The following is a 16431-nucleotide window of genomic DNA, read 5'->3' as shown; positions in this document are numbered from 1 at the left end:
GAACTGCAGCGCGGCCGCCGCGCCCTCCACGAGAACGACACCGACGTGTCGAGGATCCCCGCGCACACCGTCAGCCACGCCCTCGTCGACCAGGGCCTCCCGCATCCGGTACTCGCACCGGCCGTCGAGGACGTCGATGCTCTCGACCCACGCGGCCGGGGGAGAGGCGACATCGTCGACCAGCAACGGCTCGAGCCGCGCGAGCAGCCGGCGTGCGTCGGCACGCGGTGCGCCCGCGGCGTGGGCGAGGACGTCGAACGTCGAGCGGCGGAAACCCGCCGCCATGCGGGCGACGAGGCGTTCCACCCACGGTTCGGAGGCGGGGATCCGCAGAGTTCCCTCGATGCCGATCTGCAGGGTGTCGCCATCGCGCCACAGCAACGGGACGGCGGGGTCGAGGCGGGTCGTGATCTGCGGACTCAGCGGAGGCATCCCTCGATTCTGGGGATGATCACGTGGCGCGGGGTGCCGGGAGGACGATCGGTGGAGAAGATCGGGCGCCCTCGCGGTCTGTGCAGGAGAGGTGTCGGCCCTGGTCCGGGCACCTGACCCGGCCACGGTTCCAGACCGGACCGACGGCCGGGTCAGACCGGTCGCTCGCCCCCGGTCCCGTCGCCCGGCTCCTCGTCGTCGCTCTCCTCGCCGTCGGATCCGGAAGAGGCGTCATCCGTCTCTCCGTTCCTCTCGGCGGAGAAATCGTCGCCGTCGAGCAGGCGCGCGAGGGCCTCGTCGAACTCGTCGGCCGCCGGCTGCTCGCCACGGGCCGTCGCCTGCAGCCGCGCCACCAGCGCGGAGGGGTCGTCGATGTCCTCCGAGGTGGGCATCAGGTCGGGGTAGTCCCACAGGGCGTCGCGCCCCGCGGCGCCGACCGCGTCGGTGACGGCCTGCCACATGGCCGACGCCTCGCGCAGGCGGCGCGGGCGGAGCTTGAGTCCGACGAGAGCGCCGAGGGCGTCCTCCGCCGGGCCGCCGACCGCGCGGCGTCGTCGTGCGGCCTCGGCGATGCGCGCGCCGTCGGGAAGCCGGGAGGTGGCCTGAGCGGTGACGACGTCGACCCATCCGTCGATCGTCGCGACCAGGTTCTCGAGCCGTGCCAGAGCCTCGCTCTGCGCCTCCGTCTGCGAGGGCAGCAGCGCGCCGCCCTCGATCGCCGACCGCAGCTCCTCGGGGTTCGAGGGGTCGAGACGGCTCGCGACGTCCTCCAGTGCGTCGACGTCGACCGTGACGCCGCGTGCGAAGTCGGTGATCTGCGCCATCACGTGCAGGTGCAGCCACTTCGCGTGGCGGTACAGCCGGGCGTAGGCCAGCTCGCGCGTGGCGAGGTAGAGGATGATCTGGTCTTCGGGGATCTCGAGTCCGTCGCCGAAGTCGCTGAGGTTCTGCGGGATCACCGCCGCGGTCCCTGCCGGGAGCACGGGGATGCCGACATCGCCGCCGGACACCACCTCGAGGGCGAGCTTGCCGAGCACCTGTCCGAACTGGGCCGCGAACACCGACCCTCCGAGGCCCCGCATGAGCTTGCCGGCCCCCTGCACGACCTCGCGCATCTCCTCGGGCACCTGGGTGTCGAGGGCGCTCGTGAGCGCATCCGCGATGCTCGTGGACACCGGCTCGGCGATCTCCTTCCACACCGGGAGGGTGGCCTCGACCCACTCGCCGCGGGTCATCGCCCTGGGTCGCTCGGCGAGCTCGGAGATGGTCGTCGCCTCACTCAGCCACAGATCGGCGAGGGCGAACGAGTCGACGAGCGAGGTGCGCGATCCCTCGGTGATGCCGAGCCCGTCGCGGTTCGCGATGTGCAGCGCCTGACGCAGCGCGTTCTCCCATGCGTCGCCGCCGAAGGCGCCCTGCAGCTGCGACATGATGGTCTGCATCATGGCGGGATCGAGCTGGATGCCGTCCATGCCGGAGAAGGCGTTCCGCAGCGCTTCGGGGTCGATGTCACCGCCGCCCTGGCCGGCCATCATTCGTCGGAGGAACTCTTCGAAATCCTCGGGGGTGGGGTCGTTGTCTGGCATGTCGCTCGCCTCTCAGCACGTCTGAAGCCGTGGCATCTACGCTAGTCACAGGAGTGGCCGCCAGACCCCGACGCGGGCAGATCGCTGTACGCCGCCCGCGAACGACGGAGGAAAACTGTGGATCGAACCCGGTCTGTGAAACTCGGGCTGGGCGTCTGGGCGCTGATCGTCGCTCTGATCGCGCTCGTCGTGCTCACTTTCCTCCCGACGCCCTACGTGATCCAGCGCCCTGGGCCGGTGTACGACACCCTCGGAACCGCCGCCGGCGCCGACGGCGAGCAGATCCCGCTGATCCAGATCGACGGTGCGGAGACGTACGAGACGGCGGGAACGCTCGACCTCACGACCGTGCAGGTCGTCGGGAACCGCGAGCGCACGCCGAGCTGGTTCGAACTCGCTCTCGCGTGGACGGACTCCTCGCGCGCCGTCGTCCCGATCGACTCGGTGTTCCCCGAGGGCGTGACCACCGAGCAGCGCGACGAGCAGAACGCGACGCTGATGGTCGACTCGCAGCACGAGGCCACGGCCGCTGCGCTCGATGAGCTCGGATACGACACCGGCGCCGAGGTCGTGGTGCAGGAGGTCATCGACGACGCGCCCGCCGAGGGGAGCCTCGAGGCGGAGGACGTCATCACCGCCGTGGACGGCACCGCAGTGAGCTCCGCGAAGCAGCTGAAGCAGGCGATCCAGGACGCCGGCGGAGCTCCCGTCGCGCTCACCGTGCAGCGTGCGGGTGACGAGCGCGTCGTCGAGGTCACGCCTGAGGCGCAGACCCAGGGGGATGTCACCACCTGGCTCATCGGCGTCTCGCTGCGCACCGACTACGACTTCGCGGTCGACGTCACGCTGCAGCTCGACAACGTCGGCGGTCCGAGCGCGGGCATGATGTTCGCGCTCGGGATCATCGACACGCTCACCGAGGGCGAGCTCAACGGCGGGGAGAACGTCGCCGGCACCGGCACCATTGAGGCCGACGGGACGGTGGGGCCGATCGGCGGCATCCGTCAGAAGCTCTACGGGGCGCGAGACGCGGGCGCCGAGTACTTCCTCGCGCCGTCGTCCAATTGCGACGAGGTGACCGGGCATGTGCCCGACGGGCTCACGGTGATCAGCACCTCCACCCTCAAGGAATCTCTCGCTGCGCTCGACGTGATCGCCGACGGCGGCGATGTGGCCGCGCTCCCGACCTGCGATGTCGTGACCTCCCCGTGACAGGGTGGACAGCCGCCGTACAGTGAGGCGAGCCTAGGATGGGAGGGTGACCTCGACTTCCGCACCGAACCCGGCCACTCCTCGAACTTCGCGAAGAATCTTCGGGATCTCGCTGGCGATCATCGCCGCGCTGATCGCCGCCTTCTTCCTCTTCGCGTCGTTCTACACCGAATACCTCTGGTTCGACCAGGTGGGCTTCACCGGAGTGCTCACCACTCAATGGTTCGCCACGGCGGTGATGTTCGTCATCGGCTTCCTCGGCATGGCGGTGCCGCTGTTCGTCGCGATCCAGCTGGCCTACCGTCTGCGGCCCGTCTACGTGCGCCTCAGCTCGCAGCTGGACAGGTACCAGGAGGTCATCGAGCCGCTCCGTCGCCTCGCGATGTGGGGCATGCCCATCTTCTTCGGCCTGTTCGCCGGCTTCTCGGCCGCCAGCCAGTGGAAGACCGTGTGGCTGTGGGCCAACGGCGTCACCACCGACACCACCGACCCGCAGTTCGGCGTCGACACCGGCTTCTACATGTTCGCAATGCCGTTCTATTCGATCCTGCTCGCGTTCGTGTCGGCCGTGCTGTTGCTGACGCTCGTCGTGACCGCACTCGTGTCGTACCTCTACGGGTCGGTGCGCATCGGCCAGGGTGAGCTGCGCATCTCCAAGCCCGCGCGCATCCAGCTCGCGATCCTCGCAGGTCTCTACCTGCTGGTGCAGGCGGCGAGCCTGTGGCTCGACCGGTTCAAGACCCTGGTCGCCCAGGACGATCGCATCGTCGGCCCCGCCTACACCGGCGTGAACGCGACGATCCCCGGTCTCGCGATCCTCACCATCATCGCGGCGATCGTCGCGATCCTCTTCTTCGTCACGGCCGTCATCGGTCGCTGGCGCTTCCCGCTGGCCGCGACCGCGCTGCTGATCGTCGCCTCGCTCGTCGTCGGCGTCGGCTTCCCGTGGGCGGTCACGACCTTCCAGGTGCGACCGAACCAGAACGCCTACCAGGCGGAGTTCTACCAGCGGAACATCGACGGCACGAAGGAGGCGTACGGGGTCGCCGATCTCGAGACGACGCCGTTCGAGGCCGAGACCGATGCCGAGGCGGGTCAGCTGCGCGCGGACGCCGAGACGACGGCATCCATCCGCATCGTCGATCCGGCGGTCATCAGCCCCGCGGTGCGCCAGCTCGAGCAGTACCGCGGGTACTACCAGTTCCAGCAGAACCTCGACGTCGATCGCTACGAGATCGACGGGAAGATGCAGGACACCGTGGTGTCGGTGCGAGACCTCGACATGGAGGGCGTCGACGTCAGCAACTGGAACAACCGTGCGGCGGTCTACACCCACGGCTACGGTCTCGTGGTCGCGGCAGGCAACCAGCGCACGAGCGACGGGGAGCCGGTCTTCCTCGAGCGCGGCATCCCGTCCGCGGGATTCCTCACCGACCAGGAGAACTTCGAGCCTCGCGTGTACTTCGGCGAGAACTCGCCCGAGTACTCGATCGTCGGATCGCCTGACGGCTCTGACCCGGTCGAGATCGACTACCCGCGTGGCAAGGACGGCTCGAACGAGACCAAGACCACGTTCGAGGGCGACGGTGGGCCGAAGATCGGCAATACCTTCACGAAGCTGCTCTACGCACTGAAGTTCCAGTCCGAGCAGATCCTCTTCTCCAACCTGGTGAACGACGACTCCCAGATCCTGTACGACCGCGATCCCACGACGCGGGTGCAGAAGGTCGCACCGTACCTGGAACTCGACAGCGACCCCTACCCGAGCGTGGTCGACGGGAGGATCGTCTGGATCGTCGACGGTTACACGACCAGCGCCACGTATCCGTACTCGACGAACGTGAGCCTCTCCGAGGCGATCGCCGACTCGAACCTGCCGTCTCCGACCCTCGCGATCGATGACATCAACTACATCCGCAACTCGGTGAAGGCCACGGTCGACGCCTACGACGGATCGGTGACCCTGTATGCCTGGGACGACAAGGACCCGGTGCTGCAGACATGGCAGAACATCTACCCGTCGACGCTCAAGCCGGTCAGCGAGATGTCGTCCGACCTGATGAGCCACGTGCGGTACCCGACCGATCTCTTCAAGGTGCAGCGCGACATCCTCGGGATCTACCACATCGACACCGCAGGCTCGTTCGCGCAGCAGGACAACCGCTGGCAGACGCCGAACGACCCTCGCAGCGATCAGGTGCTGCAGCCCCCGTATTACCTGACCATGCAGATGCCCGGCCAGGATTCCCCGCGGTTCTCGATGTTCTCGACGTTTATCCCGTCGGCGACCGGGAGCGGCGGCAACCGCGACGTCCTGATGGGCTACCTCGCGGTCGATTCGGATGCCGGCTCCGAGGCCGGCGTCAAGGGCGAGGGCTACGGACAGCTCAGGATGCTCGAGATCGATACCGACACGACCGTGCCGGGACCGGGACAGGTGCAGAACACCTACAACTCCGACACCGCCGTGGTGCCGCAGCTGAACCTGCTGCAGCAGGGTGAGTCCGAGGTCCTCTACGGCAATCTTCTGACGCTGCCCGTCGGAGGCGGTCTGCTCTACGTGCAGCCGGTCTACGTGCAGTCGTCGGAGGGCACCAAGCTGCCGCGTCTGCAGAAGGTCCTCGTGGCCTTCGGCGACAAGGTGGCGTTCGAGGACACCCTGACCGCAGCCCTCGACACGCTCTTCGGGGGAGACTCGGGCGCGACCGGCGGTGACGACCAGGTCGAGCCGACGCAGCCCGATCCGGACACCGGCGAGGTACCGACCGAACCGACGACGCCCACCGATGCACAGGCCGAGGCGCTCGACGCTGCGCGTCAGGCGCTCACCGACCGTGACGCCGCGCTCAAGTCCGGCGACCTGACGAAGTTCGCCGAGGCGGACAAGCGTCTCACGGACGCCGTCAACACGCTGCTCGGACTGGAGTCGACGTCGGGGGAGTGATCCCGCAGTGAGAGATACAGAATGGGCGCCCCTCCGGGGGCGCCCATTCCGGTTTCGTGCGTCGATCCACCTCATCCCGGTATCGTCCGGCGGGTACCGACTTTCCGTATCGGTGACCGGCGGGTCCAGTGACGACCACTTCGACGCGTCCATGACGCTCGGTGACTGTCAGCAGCGGTGTGCAGGAGCCTAGCCACCATGACCGCGTTCCGGTTCGCGTGTCGTGGACAGCACGTCATGAGGCAGGAAAGCAAAAGGCCCCTGATCAGGATTTCTCCTGATCAGGGGCCTTTCTTGTGTCGCATTCTCGTTGCGGGGACAGGATTTGAACCTGCGACCTCCGGGTTATGAGCCCGGCGAGCTACCGAACTGCTCCACCCCGCGGCACGAGTTACAGCCTAACACGGATTCTGAGGGCTCGCGAATCGAGGTCGGCCCCGCCGCGATGGGGGAGGATGTGAGCATGCCCGCATCCGCCGCCGTGCCCGTCGCCGTCTGCCAGTTCGCTCCGACGGGCTCCCGCGAAAGCAACCGTGAGCGCCTCGCCGAGCTCGTCGTCGCTGCCGCTGCCCGAGGCGCGCGACTGATCGTCTTCCCCGAGTACTCGAGCTACTTCGTCGATCCCATGGACGACACGCTCGCCGCGAATGCGGAGACGCTGGAGGGCGACTTCGTCACGACGCTGCGGGCCCTGGCGGCAGACCACGGCGTCGTGATCGTCGCGGGCCTGGTCGAGCGCGCCTCCGACGCCGCGCACGTGCACAACACCGTCGTCGCCGTCCGCGGCGACGGCATCCTCGGCGTGTACCGCAAGCAGCACCTGTACGACGCCTTCGGACAGAAGGAGTCCGACTGGATCGAGGCGGGCGAGCTCACGGCGCCGACCTTCGAGGTCGCCGGCATGCGCTTCGGCCTCATGACCTGCTATGACCTGCGCTTCCCCGAGGTCGCACGCACGCTCGTCGATGCCGGCGCCGACGCGCTCGTCGTCCCCGCCGAATGGGTGCGCGGCCCCCTCAAAGAGCATCACTGGACCACATTGCTCGCGGCGCGCGCGATCGAGAACACCGTCTACGTGGTTGCGGCCGATCACCCGACCCCGGTCGGGGTGGGACACTCGCAGATCATCGACCCGCAGGGTGTCGTCCTCGCCGGAGTCGGAGTGAGCGAGGGCATCGCCGTCGCAACCGTGGAGCGCGCCGTGATCGAGCGGGTTCGCGAGAGCAACCCCGCCTTGCAGCTCAGACGGTACCGGGTCAGCCCGCGCTGACCGCGGGAGCCGCTCCGTCGATCAGAAGTCGGCGGCGCTGAGCCGCGCGGCGGCCTCCTGCAGCACGTCGATGCGCTTGCACGCGGCGAACCGCACGAGCCCGGCGTACTCGTCTCGCCGCTCCGCCGACACGAAGGCGCTGAGGGGAATCGCCACGACCCCGGCCCGCTCCGGCAGCTCGCGGCAGAACTGCGCCGCATCCGCACCGCCGAGCCCCGACGCATCGGCGACGGTGAAATAGCCCCCCTGTGGCGCATGGACGACGAACCCGGCGGCCCTCAGCCCGGCGCCGAGGATCTTGTGTTTGTGCGCCAGTGCCGCCGCCGCCCCCGTGAAGTAGTCGTCGCCGAGGCGCAGACCGACGGCCACAGCGGGCTGGAAGGGCGAGCCGTTCACGTAGGTCAGGTACTGCTTCACGGTCAGGACGGCGGTGATCAGCGCGGCGGGGCCGTGCACCCAGCCGATCTTCCAGCCCGTGGCCGAGAACGTCTTGCCCGCCGAAGATATCGTCAGCGTGCGCGCCGCACCACCGGGCAGCGCGGCGATCGGAGTGTGCGGGGAGTGGAACGACAGGTGCTCGTAGACCTCGTCGGTGACGATGGTCGCGTCGTGCCGCTCGGCGAGCCGGATGACCTCGTCGAGCACCTCCCGGTCGAACACCGCACCGGTCGGATTGTGCGGGTCGTTGACGAGGATGATCCGGGTGCGGTCGGTGACGGTCTCAGCGAGCAGATCCAGATCCGGTCGGAAGTCCGGAGCGCGCAGGGGGACCGTCCGCAACCGTGCGCCCGCCAGCGCGACCGCCGCCGCGTACGAGTCGTAGTACGGCTCGAAGACGACCACCTCGTCGTCCGGTCCGTCGATCAGCGCGAGCAGAGCGGCGGTCAGCGCCTCCGTCGCACCGGCGGTCACGATCACCTCGCTCGCCGTGTCGACCTCCAGTCCGTAGAACCGCTGCTGGTGCTCGCTGATGGCGGCGAGCAGGTCGGGCGCGCCCCGACCGGGCGGGTACTGGTTGACGCCCCGGGAGATCGCCTCACGGGCGGCCTCGAGCACCTCCCTGGGGCCGTCCTCGTCGGGGAAGCCCTGCCCGAGGTTGATCGCCCCGGTTCTGGCCGCCGCGGCGGACATCTCTGCGAAGATGGTGGGTGCGACGGTTCCGTCGGCTGCGAGCAGGCCGGCTCCCGCTGCCGTACGCCGCCAGGCGCCGGGGATCTCATTCATGGAGAACAGGCTAAGGCCATAGCGGAAACTCATCTGCACCATACGAAACGCACAGACAGAGTCGTCATTCTGAAGGGGCGTTGTTGAAGGAGCACACACCATGAACGAAGACAACACCCACGACCACACGTCACCCGCGTCGAACGACGCCGTGCCGTCCACCGAGGTGCCAGGGGCCGTCGACCATTCGACGACGAACGGCGCCGCTGAGACCCGTACCGACCTCCCCGCCCCCGCGCCCGTCGGCCAGGGACACGAGATGCCGCAGACGTTCACCTCGGCGCCTGCCGCGGTCACTCCGCCGCAGACGCCTGCGGCGCCGCAGAATCCCGCACCGGGTGTCGCTCCCGCGTTCACCGCGCCCCACGCCGCACCCGTGCCGCAGCAGCCCGCGGCGTTCGCCGCTCCGAGCGGTGTCGGTGCCCCGGACGCATCGGCATACGGATCGGCTCCGGCGCACCCCGGCGCCCCCACCTCGACGGCGCCCGGCGCGGCGTTCGGCATCCACTCCGCGGCCCAGCCCGGGCAGGGCGAGCCGTTCGCCGGTCCGGTGAAGGCCAAGGAGAAGCCCCGTGCCGGTGTGAAGTTCGCCGCCATCGTGGTCGCCGCCGCGCTCGTCGGCGGTGTCGCCGGATTCGGCGGGGGAGCGATCCTCAACGGGATCTCCAACCAGACCTCGACCGGGGTCGCGCAGGGACCCGACACCGTGACGGTGAACAATCCGGGTTCCGTCAACGAGACCACCGCCGTCGCCACGGAGGCGCTGCCGTCCGTCGTCACGATCGAGGTTGCGGGCTCGGACCAGGGCGGCAGCGGTTCGGGCGTCATCATCAGCGACGACGGCTATGTGCTCACGAACACCCACGTCGTGACCCTCGGCGGTGCGGTCGCCGATCCGACCATCCGGGTCACGACGTCGGATGGCCGCATCTACGCGGCGACCGTGGTCGGCACCGACCCGATCTACGATCTCGCCGTCATCAAGCTGACCGACGCGAAAGACCTCACCCCGATCGAGTTCGCCGACTCCTCATCGCTCAACGTGGGAGACACGGCGGTGGCGCTCGGTGCGCCGCTCGGTCTGTCGAACTCGGTCACCACCGGAATCGTCAGCGCCCTGAACCGCAGCATCCAGATCGCCTCGTCCGCGCTGCCCGACTCGTCGTCGGAAGACGCCCCCCAGCAGGAGGAGACGCCGCCGGAGGGTCAGGGGCAGGGGCCGTTCCAGTTCGATCTGCCGGGGAACACCTCCCAGCAGAGTTCCGACTCGATCTCGATCGCCGTCATCCAGACGGACGCCGCGATCAATCACGGCAACTCGGGTGGCGCGCTCGTCAACAGCAAGGGCGAGCTGATCGGCATCAACGTGGCCATCGCGAGCTCGGGCAACTCCGAGGAGGGCGGATCCATCGGCATCGGCTTCGCGATTCCCTCGAACATCGCCGAGCGCGTCTCGAAGGAGATCATCGCCGACGGTGCGGCGACGCACGGTCTGCTCGGTGCCTCGGTGCAGGATGCCGCCAGCGCGGAGAACGCCGCGGTCGCCGGTGCGCTGATCGCCGATGTGTCCGGTGGAGGCGCCGCCGCCACCGGTGGACTCAAGAAGGGCGATGTGGTCACCGCCTTCAACGGCGTCCCGATCACGAGCGCCACGGATCTGACCGCCCAGGTGCGCGCGGCCGCAGGCGGCAGCGATGCCAAGGTCACCTACATCCGCGGAGGCAAGCAGTTCGAGAGCGACGTCACCTTGGGAGCTCTCGCCGGCTGATCACCCAGACCACCCGGTCACCGAGAAGGACGCCACCCCGCGATAGGCTCGCGGAGTGGCGTCCTTCTCTTTCGGCTCCGGCAATGCGGCCAAGCTGCTGCGGATCCCGGTCTACCTCGCCGGTCGCGTCGGCACATCCCTCGTACCGCGCGGCTCACGCTGGGTGTTCGGGTGCGGAGCCGGCATCGGGGACGGCGCGCTCGCGCTGCAGCGGCACGCTGCGTCCCAGGGCCACGAGACGCTCTGGCTCACGTCCTCGGATCGTGAGGATGCCGACGCCGCTGCTCTGGGCCTGCGCACCGTGCGCAAGCACGGGCTGCGCGGGTGGTGGGCGACCGCGCGGGCCGGTGTCGTCGTGGTGACCCACGGGCTCGGGGACGCGAACCGCTACGCGATCGCCGGCGCCTTCGTCGTGCAGCTCTGGCACGGCATCCCCCTCAAGCGCATCGGCCTGGACTCGCCCGCCACGACGCAGGTCCCCGACGTTCCGGGCGCGCCTGTGCTCCGACGCCTCGTCGAGTTCCTCTACCGTCGGGCCGCACAGCGCATCCGCGTGCTCCCGGCGGCGTCGCATCGATCCCGCGGGCGCCTCGAGTCGGCATTCGGCCTCGGCGACGATCGGGTGGTCGTGACCGGCGAGCCACGCGTCGACGTGCTCTCCGCGGGGGAGCCCGAGGCGCGGCGGGCGGCGGCATCCGTCGCCCTCGACCGTGCACTCGGGGAACCGCGGAGATCCTCCCGCACGATCCTCTATGCGCCGACCTGGCGCGACGGCGCACCCGACCCCGCGATACCGGATGCGGCGCAGTGGGTGCGGATCATCCGCATGCTGGAGGAGCACGATGCCGTGCTCCTCGTCCGTTCGCACCCGCTCGGTGAGGGCGGGTACGCCCCTCCGCTGCCGACCGCGCGGGTGAAGATGCTCGGATCCGGGGTGCTCGCCGACGTGACCCCGGTACTGCCGGCGGTGGACGTGCTGATCACCGACTACTCGTCGCTCGCGTACGACGTCGGGTTGCTGGCGATGCCCGTGCTCTATCTCGCCCCCGACGTCGTCGAGTACGGCCGTGCCCGCGGATTCTACGGGCGGTTCCGGGACGTGGCGGGCGACGAGTGGGCGGCCGACTGGGATGCCCTGGTGGCGCAGCTGGCGGTGCTGCTGGAGGACGACGACGTGTTCGCCGCCGCCGCCGGGCGTTCCGCTACGCTCAGCGCGGAGATGCATGCGTTCCGCGATGGGCGCAACACCCAGCGGGTGTACGAGAAGATTCGCGCGCGCGGTGTCGCCGCGCCGAAGGGAGCAGTATGACCACGGCCCGGATCGATGATGCGGCGGAGACGCTCGTCATCGCAGGGACCGGTCCGCGTCCCTCCACCGCCGAGCTGATCGGGCCGCGCGCCAGGGTCACCGCTCGGATCACCGGCGGAGGCAAGACGTGGAAGGCGACTGTCCCCCTTCGTGCGTCGCGATGGGGTGGGGCCGAGCTGCCGCTCCCGGCCGGAGACTACGAGATCCGCATCCCCGGCGTCGACCTCGCGGGTCTCGCCGTCGCCCCGGAGGTGCTGTCCGGAGTGCGCATCGCGGTCCGCGGTGCCACGGCCGCCATCGCGGCGCCCATCGATCCCGCCTACGAGACGCCCGAGGGGCAGGCGACCCTCGAGGGACGCTACCTGGCGCACACCGGCGGAACGGAGAACGCGGTGTTCTTCGAGAGCTTCTACGGGCGCACCGTCGGGTGCAACCCGCAGGCCATCGATCGAGCACTCGCCGTGGCGGCGCCGGCGGTCGTGCGCTATTGGAGCGTCGCCGATCTCTCGGTGGCGGTCCCCGACGGCGCCATCGCGGTCGTCGAGGGCAGCCCGGAATGGTGGCGCGCTCGTGCGGACGCCAGGCTCCTCGTCGTCAACGACTGGCTGCGTCGGCGCTTCGTCCGCAAACCGGGCCAGAAGGTCCTGCAGACCTGGCACGGCACGCCGCTGAAGCGACTCGCCCTGCATCGGCCGGGATTCGACCTGCGCCGTATGGCCGCGGTCGTGAAGGAATCCCGTCGCTGGGACGTTCTGCTGGCCCAGAACACGTATTCGGAGCGCATTCTCCGCAAGGCATATGCCTTCTTCGGGCGCCCCATCTGGGTCGAGGGGTACCCGCGCGATGACGTGCTGATGACGGGAGACGCGGCCACGATCCGCGCCGATCTCGGGATCGGAGCCGAGGAGCGCGTGCTGCTCTACGCACCCACGTGGCGCGACGACCGTGCCGGGATGGTCGACTTCGTCGACGCGGAGGCGCTCGCCCGGCAGACGGACTCCGTCGTGCTCGTACGCGGTCATTCCCGCACGATCGACACCGATCGCGACCGTGCCGGCGCCCGTGTGATCGACGTGACCGGGTACCCGGAGACCTCGAAGCTGCTGCTCGCCGCCGACGCGCTGATCACGGACTACTCCTCGGTGATGTTCGACTTCAGCGTCACGGGCAAGCCGATGTTCTTCCTCGTACCCGACCTCGACCACTACCGCGGGCAGCTGCGCGGTTTCTACTTCGACCTCGAGAGCCGGGCCCCCGGGCCTCTGGTCCGCACGCAGGAGGAGCTCGTCGCCGCGCTCGCCGATTCCACGCTCACGGAGGCCTTCGCCGCGCGCTACGCGGCGTGGCGGGCGCAGTTCAACGCCCGTGACGACGGCCACGCGGCGGAGCGGGTGGTCGCACGCATCCTCGACCAGGGGTACGTCACCCGCTGACCCCCGCCCCCCGTTCAGGGGAGCGGGGTGTTGCGGGTGCCGAGCCTCGACGCGTCGACAGTGTCACGGGCTCCGCGGAGCACGCCGCCCAGGAACCCGAAGCCCCATGAGAGGTGCATCGTCGGCAGCACGGCGGCCGTCCACAGCCGTTGGCGCGGGCCGCCACCGCCGGGCAGTGCGGCCACGACGATCACGAGGAGCACATAGGCGAGCAACGGCAGGTAGATCACCGCGGAGAGGATCGTCGCGAGGACCCCGGTCACGGCGCCGACGAGCTGCGTGACGCCGAGCAGCACGGCGGTGGCGAGCAGCGCGACGAGCGCGGGCGGTGCGAAGAAGCGGATGCCGTTGCGGCGCCCGTACCGACGCACGAGCTCGCCTCTCCACGCTCCGGTCGCCCGGAACTGCCGGGCCAGACGCAGCCAGCTCTCCCGCGGCCAGTACGTGACTGAGAGGCTCGGATCGAACCACACCCGATGTCCGGCCTGGCGGATGCGGAGGTTGAGCTCCCAGTCCTCGCCGCGGCGGATCGACTCGTCGAAGAGCCCGACCTCCTCGAGCACCTCGCGGCGCATGACGCCCAGGTAGGCGGATTCGGCCTCGCCCTCGTGCGTCCCTCCGTGGTACGCGCCTCCGCCGAGTCCGACAGGGGAGTTGTACAACCGTGCGACGGCTCGCTGGAACGGCGTCCTGCCGTCTGCATGCATCACGCCGCCGACGTTCGCGGCGCCGGTGCGCCGGAGTGTCTCGAGGGCGCGCGCGGCGTAGCCGGGGGAGAGCTCGGAGTGGGCGTCGACCCGCACGATCGTGGCGTATCGGCTCGCTCGGATCGCCGCGTTCAGTCCGACGGGGATGTGCGCGGCCGGGTTCTCGACGAGCCGGATCCTCTCGTCGTCGGCGGCGAGGCGCTGCGCGAGGGCGGTGGTGCCGTCGGTCGACGGTCCGAGGGCCAGCACGAGTTCGGCGGGCACCGTCAGCTCCTGCGCGAGCACGGAACGGACGGCGTGCTCGAGGTAGGCGCGCTCGTTCAGAACGGGCATGACGAAGGACACCCCGTGGTCGGGGGCGTCGATCTCGTTGTCAGGCACATGACGATCATGGCATGTGCTCTCGGACGTTCGCTGATGCGGGCGCCGGCCGCCCGGGATCGGCTGAGAACCGCGGGTCCCACTCGGTATCCTGGAGGGATGGGTGCTGTGTCCGATGCGAAGAAGGCCTACCGTCTGCTGAAGAGGGCTCTTGCCTCGCGTACCGCGGTGCAACGGGTCCGCCGCAGGCTGGCCGACCGGGAACCGCATCCGTCAGGGCGGTACCAGATCGCGGTCTACTTCGCCGACGGCGCGGTGAACATGTACCAGATGCGGCAGTGGTACCGTCCGCTGGCGGAGCTCGCGAAGCGCTGGCCGGTCGTCGTGCTGGCGCGCTCGGCCACGGGCGCGGACAGGCTCATCGATGAGGACGGCCCTCCGGTCGCCTTCGTCCCGACCGTGCGCGACCTGGAGCAGTTCGTCGCCTCGCAGGACATCCGCATCGTCCTGTACGTGAATCAGAACACCCGCAACTTCCAGATGTTCCGCTACGGCCGCCGGTGGCACGTGTTCATCAACCACGGCGAGTCCGACAAGATGTACATGACGACGAACCAGTACAAGGCCTACGACTACGCGCTGGTCGCGGGGCAGGCGGCGCGGGACCGCCTCTCACGCACGCTCTGGGACTGGGACATCGAGCGCCGCACCCTCGAGATCGGCCGCCCCCAGGCCGACCACTATTCGGGCACGCTCCCGTACACCCCGGATGACCGCACGGTCGTGCTGTATGCGCCGACGTGGGAGGGCGACCGGCCGAGCGCGCACTACGGATCGATCGCCTCGCACGGCGAGGCACTGGTGGGTGCGCTCCTCGCGTCGTCCGCGCATCGCGTCGTCTACCGGCCGCATCCTCGCAGCGGCGTGGTCGACGACGCCTATGGCGCCGCGCACCGGCGGATCGTCGCGGCGATCTCCGCGGCGAACGCCGCCGATCCCGCAGCGCAGCACGTGTACGACAACGGTCCGGACCTGGGCTGGCAGCTGGCCGCCGCCGATGTCGCGATCGTCGACATCTCGGCCATGGTCTACGACCGCCTCGCCGTCGGCAAGCCTCTGATGATCACCCGCCCGGTCGACGACCGCGCGTCGATCGACACGAACGGCTACCTCTCGGACTGCGAATGGCTCGAGGCGGATGCCGCCTCCGGCATCATCGCGGAGGTCGAGCGCGTGCGCGCGGACGAGGGGGCCATCGCCCGGTTGCGGATGTGGGTGCAGCACTACTTCGGCGACACGACACCCGGAGTCGCCACCGCCAAGTTCCACGGTGCGATCGAGGAGCTCATGCGCCGGTGGGACCGCTGGCAGGCCCACGAGATCGGTGCCGTGCGCCCCGACGAGGATGACGACGACGAAGAGGCCGACGAGGAGGAGGTCTGATGGACCTCACCGCGACCAGGGGAGTGGCCTCCCGGCTCGAAGTCCTGCCCGCCATCGGCTCCACGAACACGGAGCTCTCCGAGCGGGCGGCCGATGTCCGGGAGTGGCCGCATCTCTCGGTGCTCCTCACCGACACTCAGACGTCGGGGCGTGGACGGCTCGACCGCTCGTGGACGGCGCCTCCCGGATCCTCCCTCGCGGTGTCGGTGCTGCTTCGCCGGCTTCCGGCCGACCCCGATGTGCGCGCCTGGATCCCCCTCGCAGCGGGTCTCGCGATGTCGGAGGCGATCGCGGAGCAGCTGCCCGAGCACCGGGTGGCGGTCAAGTGGCCGAACGACGTCCTCGTGGAGGGGCGCAAGATCTGCGGCATCCTGGCGCAGGCGACATCCGATGCCGTGATCGTCGGCACCGGCGTCAACACCGCGATGACCACCGCGGAGCTCCCGGTGCCCACGGCGACATCGTTCTCCGCGCTCGGTGTCCGCGCCGATGCGGATCGGCTGCTCTCGGTCTATCTGCGGCAGCTCGACTCGCGGATCTCCGACCTCGCGGAGTCCGGAGACGCCGTGGCCGGCGGGCTGCACGCCGCCGTCTCGGAGCGGTGCGCGACGATCGGACTCGATGTGCGGGTGACGCTCCCCGGGGAACGTGCGCTGGCGGGCACCGCTGTCGCACTGGACCCCTCGGGTCGGCTCGTGGTGCTCTCAGCCGGCGAGCACGTCGCCGTCTCGGCCGGCGACGTGGTGCATGTCCGGCCGGCCTGAGTTCGACACGCCCGAGTT

General features: G+C 69.6%; 11 protein-coding genes and 1 tRNA gene. 8 read left to right on the top strand and 4 right to left on the bottom strand.

Annotated elements, in window-relative coordinates; genetic code table 11:
* Window positions 1–584: 584 nt before the first annotated feature.
* On the bottom strand, window positions 585–2018 hold the full coding sequence (locus FQ142_RS11415) for a zinc-dependent metalloprotease (RefSeq protein ID WP_149423338.1): 1434 nt from the start codon (window positions 2016–2018) through the stop codon (window positions 585–587).
* Between the two features lie 117 nt (window positions 2019–2135).
* Here FQ142_RS11415 and FQ142_RS11410 point away from each other — a divergent pair, with 117 nt between their 5' ends.
* Together FQ142_RS11410 and FQ142_RS11405 are read left to right on the top strand one after the other, a co-directional pair.
* On the top strand, window positions 2136–3230 hold the full coding sequence (locus FQ142_RS11410; RefSeq protein ID WP_149423337.1) for a PDZ domain-containing protein: 1095 nt from the start codon (window positions 2136–2138) through the stop codon (window positions 3228–3230).
* A gap of 46 nt (window positions 3231–3276) precedes the next feature.
* On the top strand, window positions 3277–6174 hold the full coding sequence (locus FQ142_RS11405; RefSeq protein WP_149423336.1) for a UPF0182 family protein: 2898 nt from the start codon (window positions 3277–3279) through the stop codon (window positions 6172–6174).
* A gap of 310 nt (window positions 6175–6484) precedes the next feature.
* Here FQ142_RS11405 and FQ142_RS11400 read toward each other — a convergent pair.
* Window positions 6485–6558: transfer RNA gene (locus FQ142_RS11400), tRNA-Met, on the bottom strand.
* A 79-nt stretch (window positions 6559–6637) separates the two neighbouring features.
* Here FQ142_RS11400 and FQ142_RS11395 point away from each other — a divergent pair.
* Entirely contained in the window at window positions 6638–7444 is an 807-nt protein-coding gene (locus FQ142_RS11395) for a carbon-nitrogen hydrolase family protein (protein ID WP_149423335.1), read from the top strand.
* A 21-nt stretch (window positions 7445–7465) separates the two neighbouring features.
* On the opposite strand, the gene FQ142_RS11390 is transcribed toward FQ142_RS11395, so the two are convergent.
* The gene (locus tag FQ142_RS11390; protein WP_149423334.1) at window positions 7466–8668 is read right to left on the bottom strand and encodes an aminotransferase class I/II-fold pyridoxal phosphate-dependent enzyme; all 1203 of its coding nucleotides are present in this window, start codon (window positions 8666–8668) and stop codon (window positions 7466–7468) included.
* Between the two features lie 100 nt (window positions 8669–8768).
* On the opposite strand from FQ142_RS11390, the gene FQ142_RS11385 reads away from it, so the two are divergent.
* Genes FQ142_RS11385 through FQ142_RS11375 form a run of 3 tightly spaced genes read left to right on the top strand, consistent with a single transcriptional unit; the run spans window position 8769 to window position 13178 of the window.
* Window positions 8769–10436, top strand: a complete 1668-nt coding sequence (locus FQ142_RS11385) for a S1C family serine protease (RefSeq protein WP_262492131.1) — start codon at window positions 8769–8771, stop codon at window positions 10434–10436.
* 55 nt (window positions 10437–10491) lie between these two features.
* Complete coding sequence (locus tag FQ142_RS11380) at window positions 10492–11745, top strand: CDP-glycerol glycerophosphotransferase family protein (RefSeq protein ID WP_149423333.1); 1254 nt, start codon at window positions 10492–10494, stop codon at window positions 11743–11745.
* Window positions 11742–13178 (top strand): CDP-glycerol glycerophosphotransferase family protein, encoded by a 1437-nt coding sequence (locus FQ142_RS11375; protein ID WP_149423332.1) that lies wholly within the window; start codon window positions 11742–11744, stop codon window positions 13176–13178. The genes FQ142_RS11380 and FQ142_RS11375 overlap by 4 nt, the downstream gene beginning before the upstream one ends.
* A gap of 14 nt (window positions 13179–13192) precedes the next feature.
* Here the strand turns inward: FQ142_RS11375 and FQ142_RS11370 are convergent, their stop codons facing one another.
* The gene (locus FQ142_RS11370; RefSeq protein WP_149423529.1) at window positions 13193–14218 is read right to left on the bottom strand and encodes a glycosyltransferase family 2 protein; all 1026 of its coding nucleotides are present in this window, start codon (window positions 14216–14218) and stop codon (window positions 13193–13195) included.
* Window positions 14219–14365: 147 nt separating this feature from the next.
* On the opposite strand from FQ142_RS11370, the gene FQ142_RS11365 reads away from it, so the two are divergent.
* On the top strand, window positions 14366–15649 hold the full coding sequence (locus tag FQ142_RS11365) for a CDP-glycerol glycerophosphotransferase family protein (RefSeq protein WP_149423331.1): 1284 nt from the start codon (window positions 14366–14368) through the stop codon (window positions 15647–15649).
* Window positions 15649–16413 carry a biotin--[acetyl-CoA-carboxylase] ligase gene (locus tag FQ142_RS11360; protein ID WP_149423330.1) on the top strand — a complete coding sequence of 255 codons (765 nt, stop codon included), beginning with the start codon at window positions 15649–15651 and terminating at the stop codon, window positions 16411–16413. The genes FQ142_RS11365 and FQ142_RS11360 overlap by 1 nt, the downstream gene beginning before the upstream one ends.
* Window positions 16414–16431 lie beyond the last annotated feature (18 nt).

It is taken from the genome of Microbacterium sp. ANT_H45B (assembly GCF_008369345.1).
In the GTDB taxonomy this organism is placed as follows: domain Bacteria; phylum Actinomycetota; class Actinomycetes; order Actinomycetales; family Microbacteriaceae; genus Microbacterium.
This window is presented reverse-complemented; position numbering and strand designations above follow the sequence as displayed.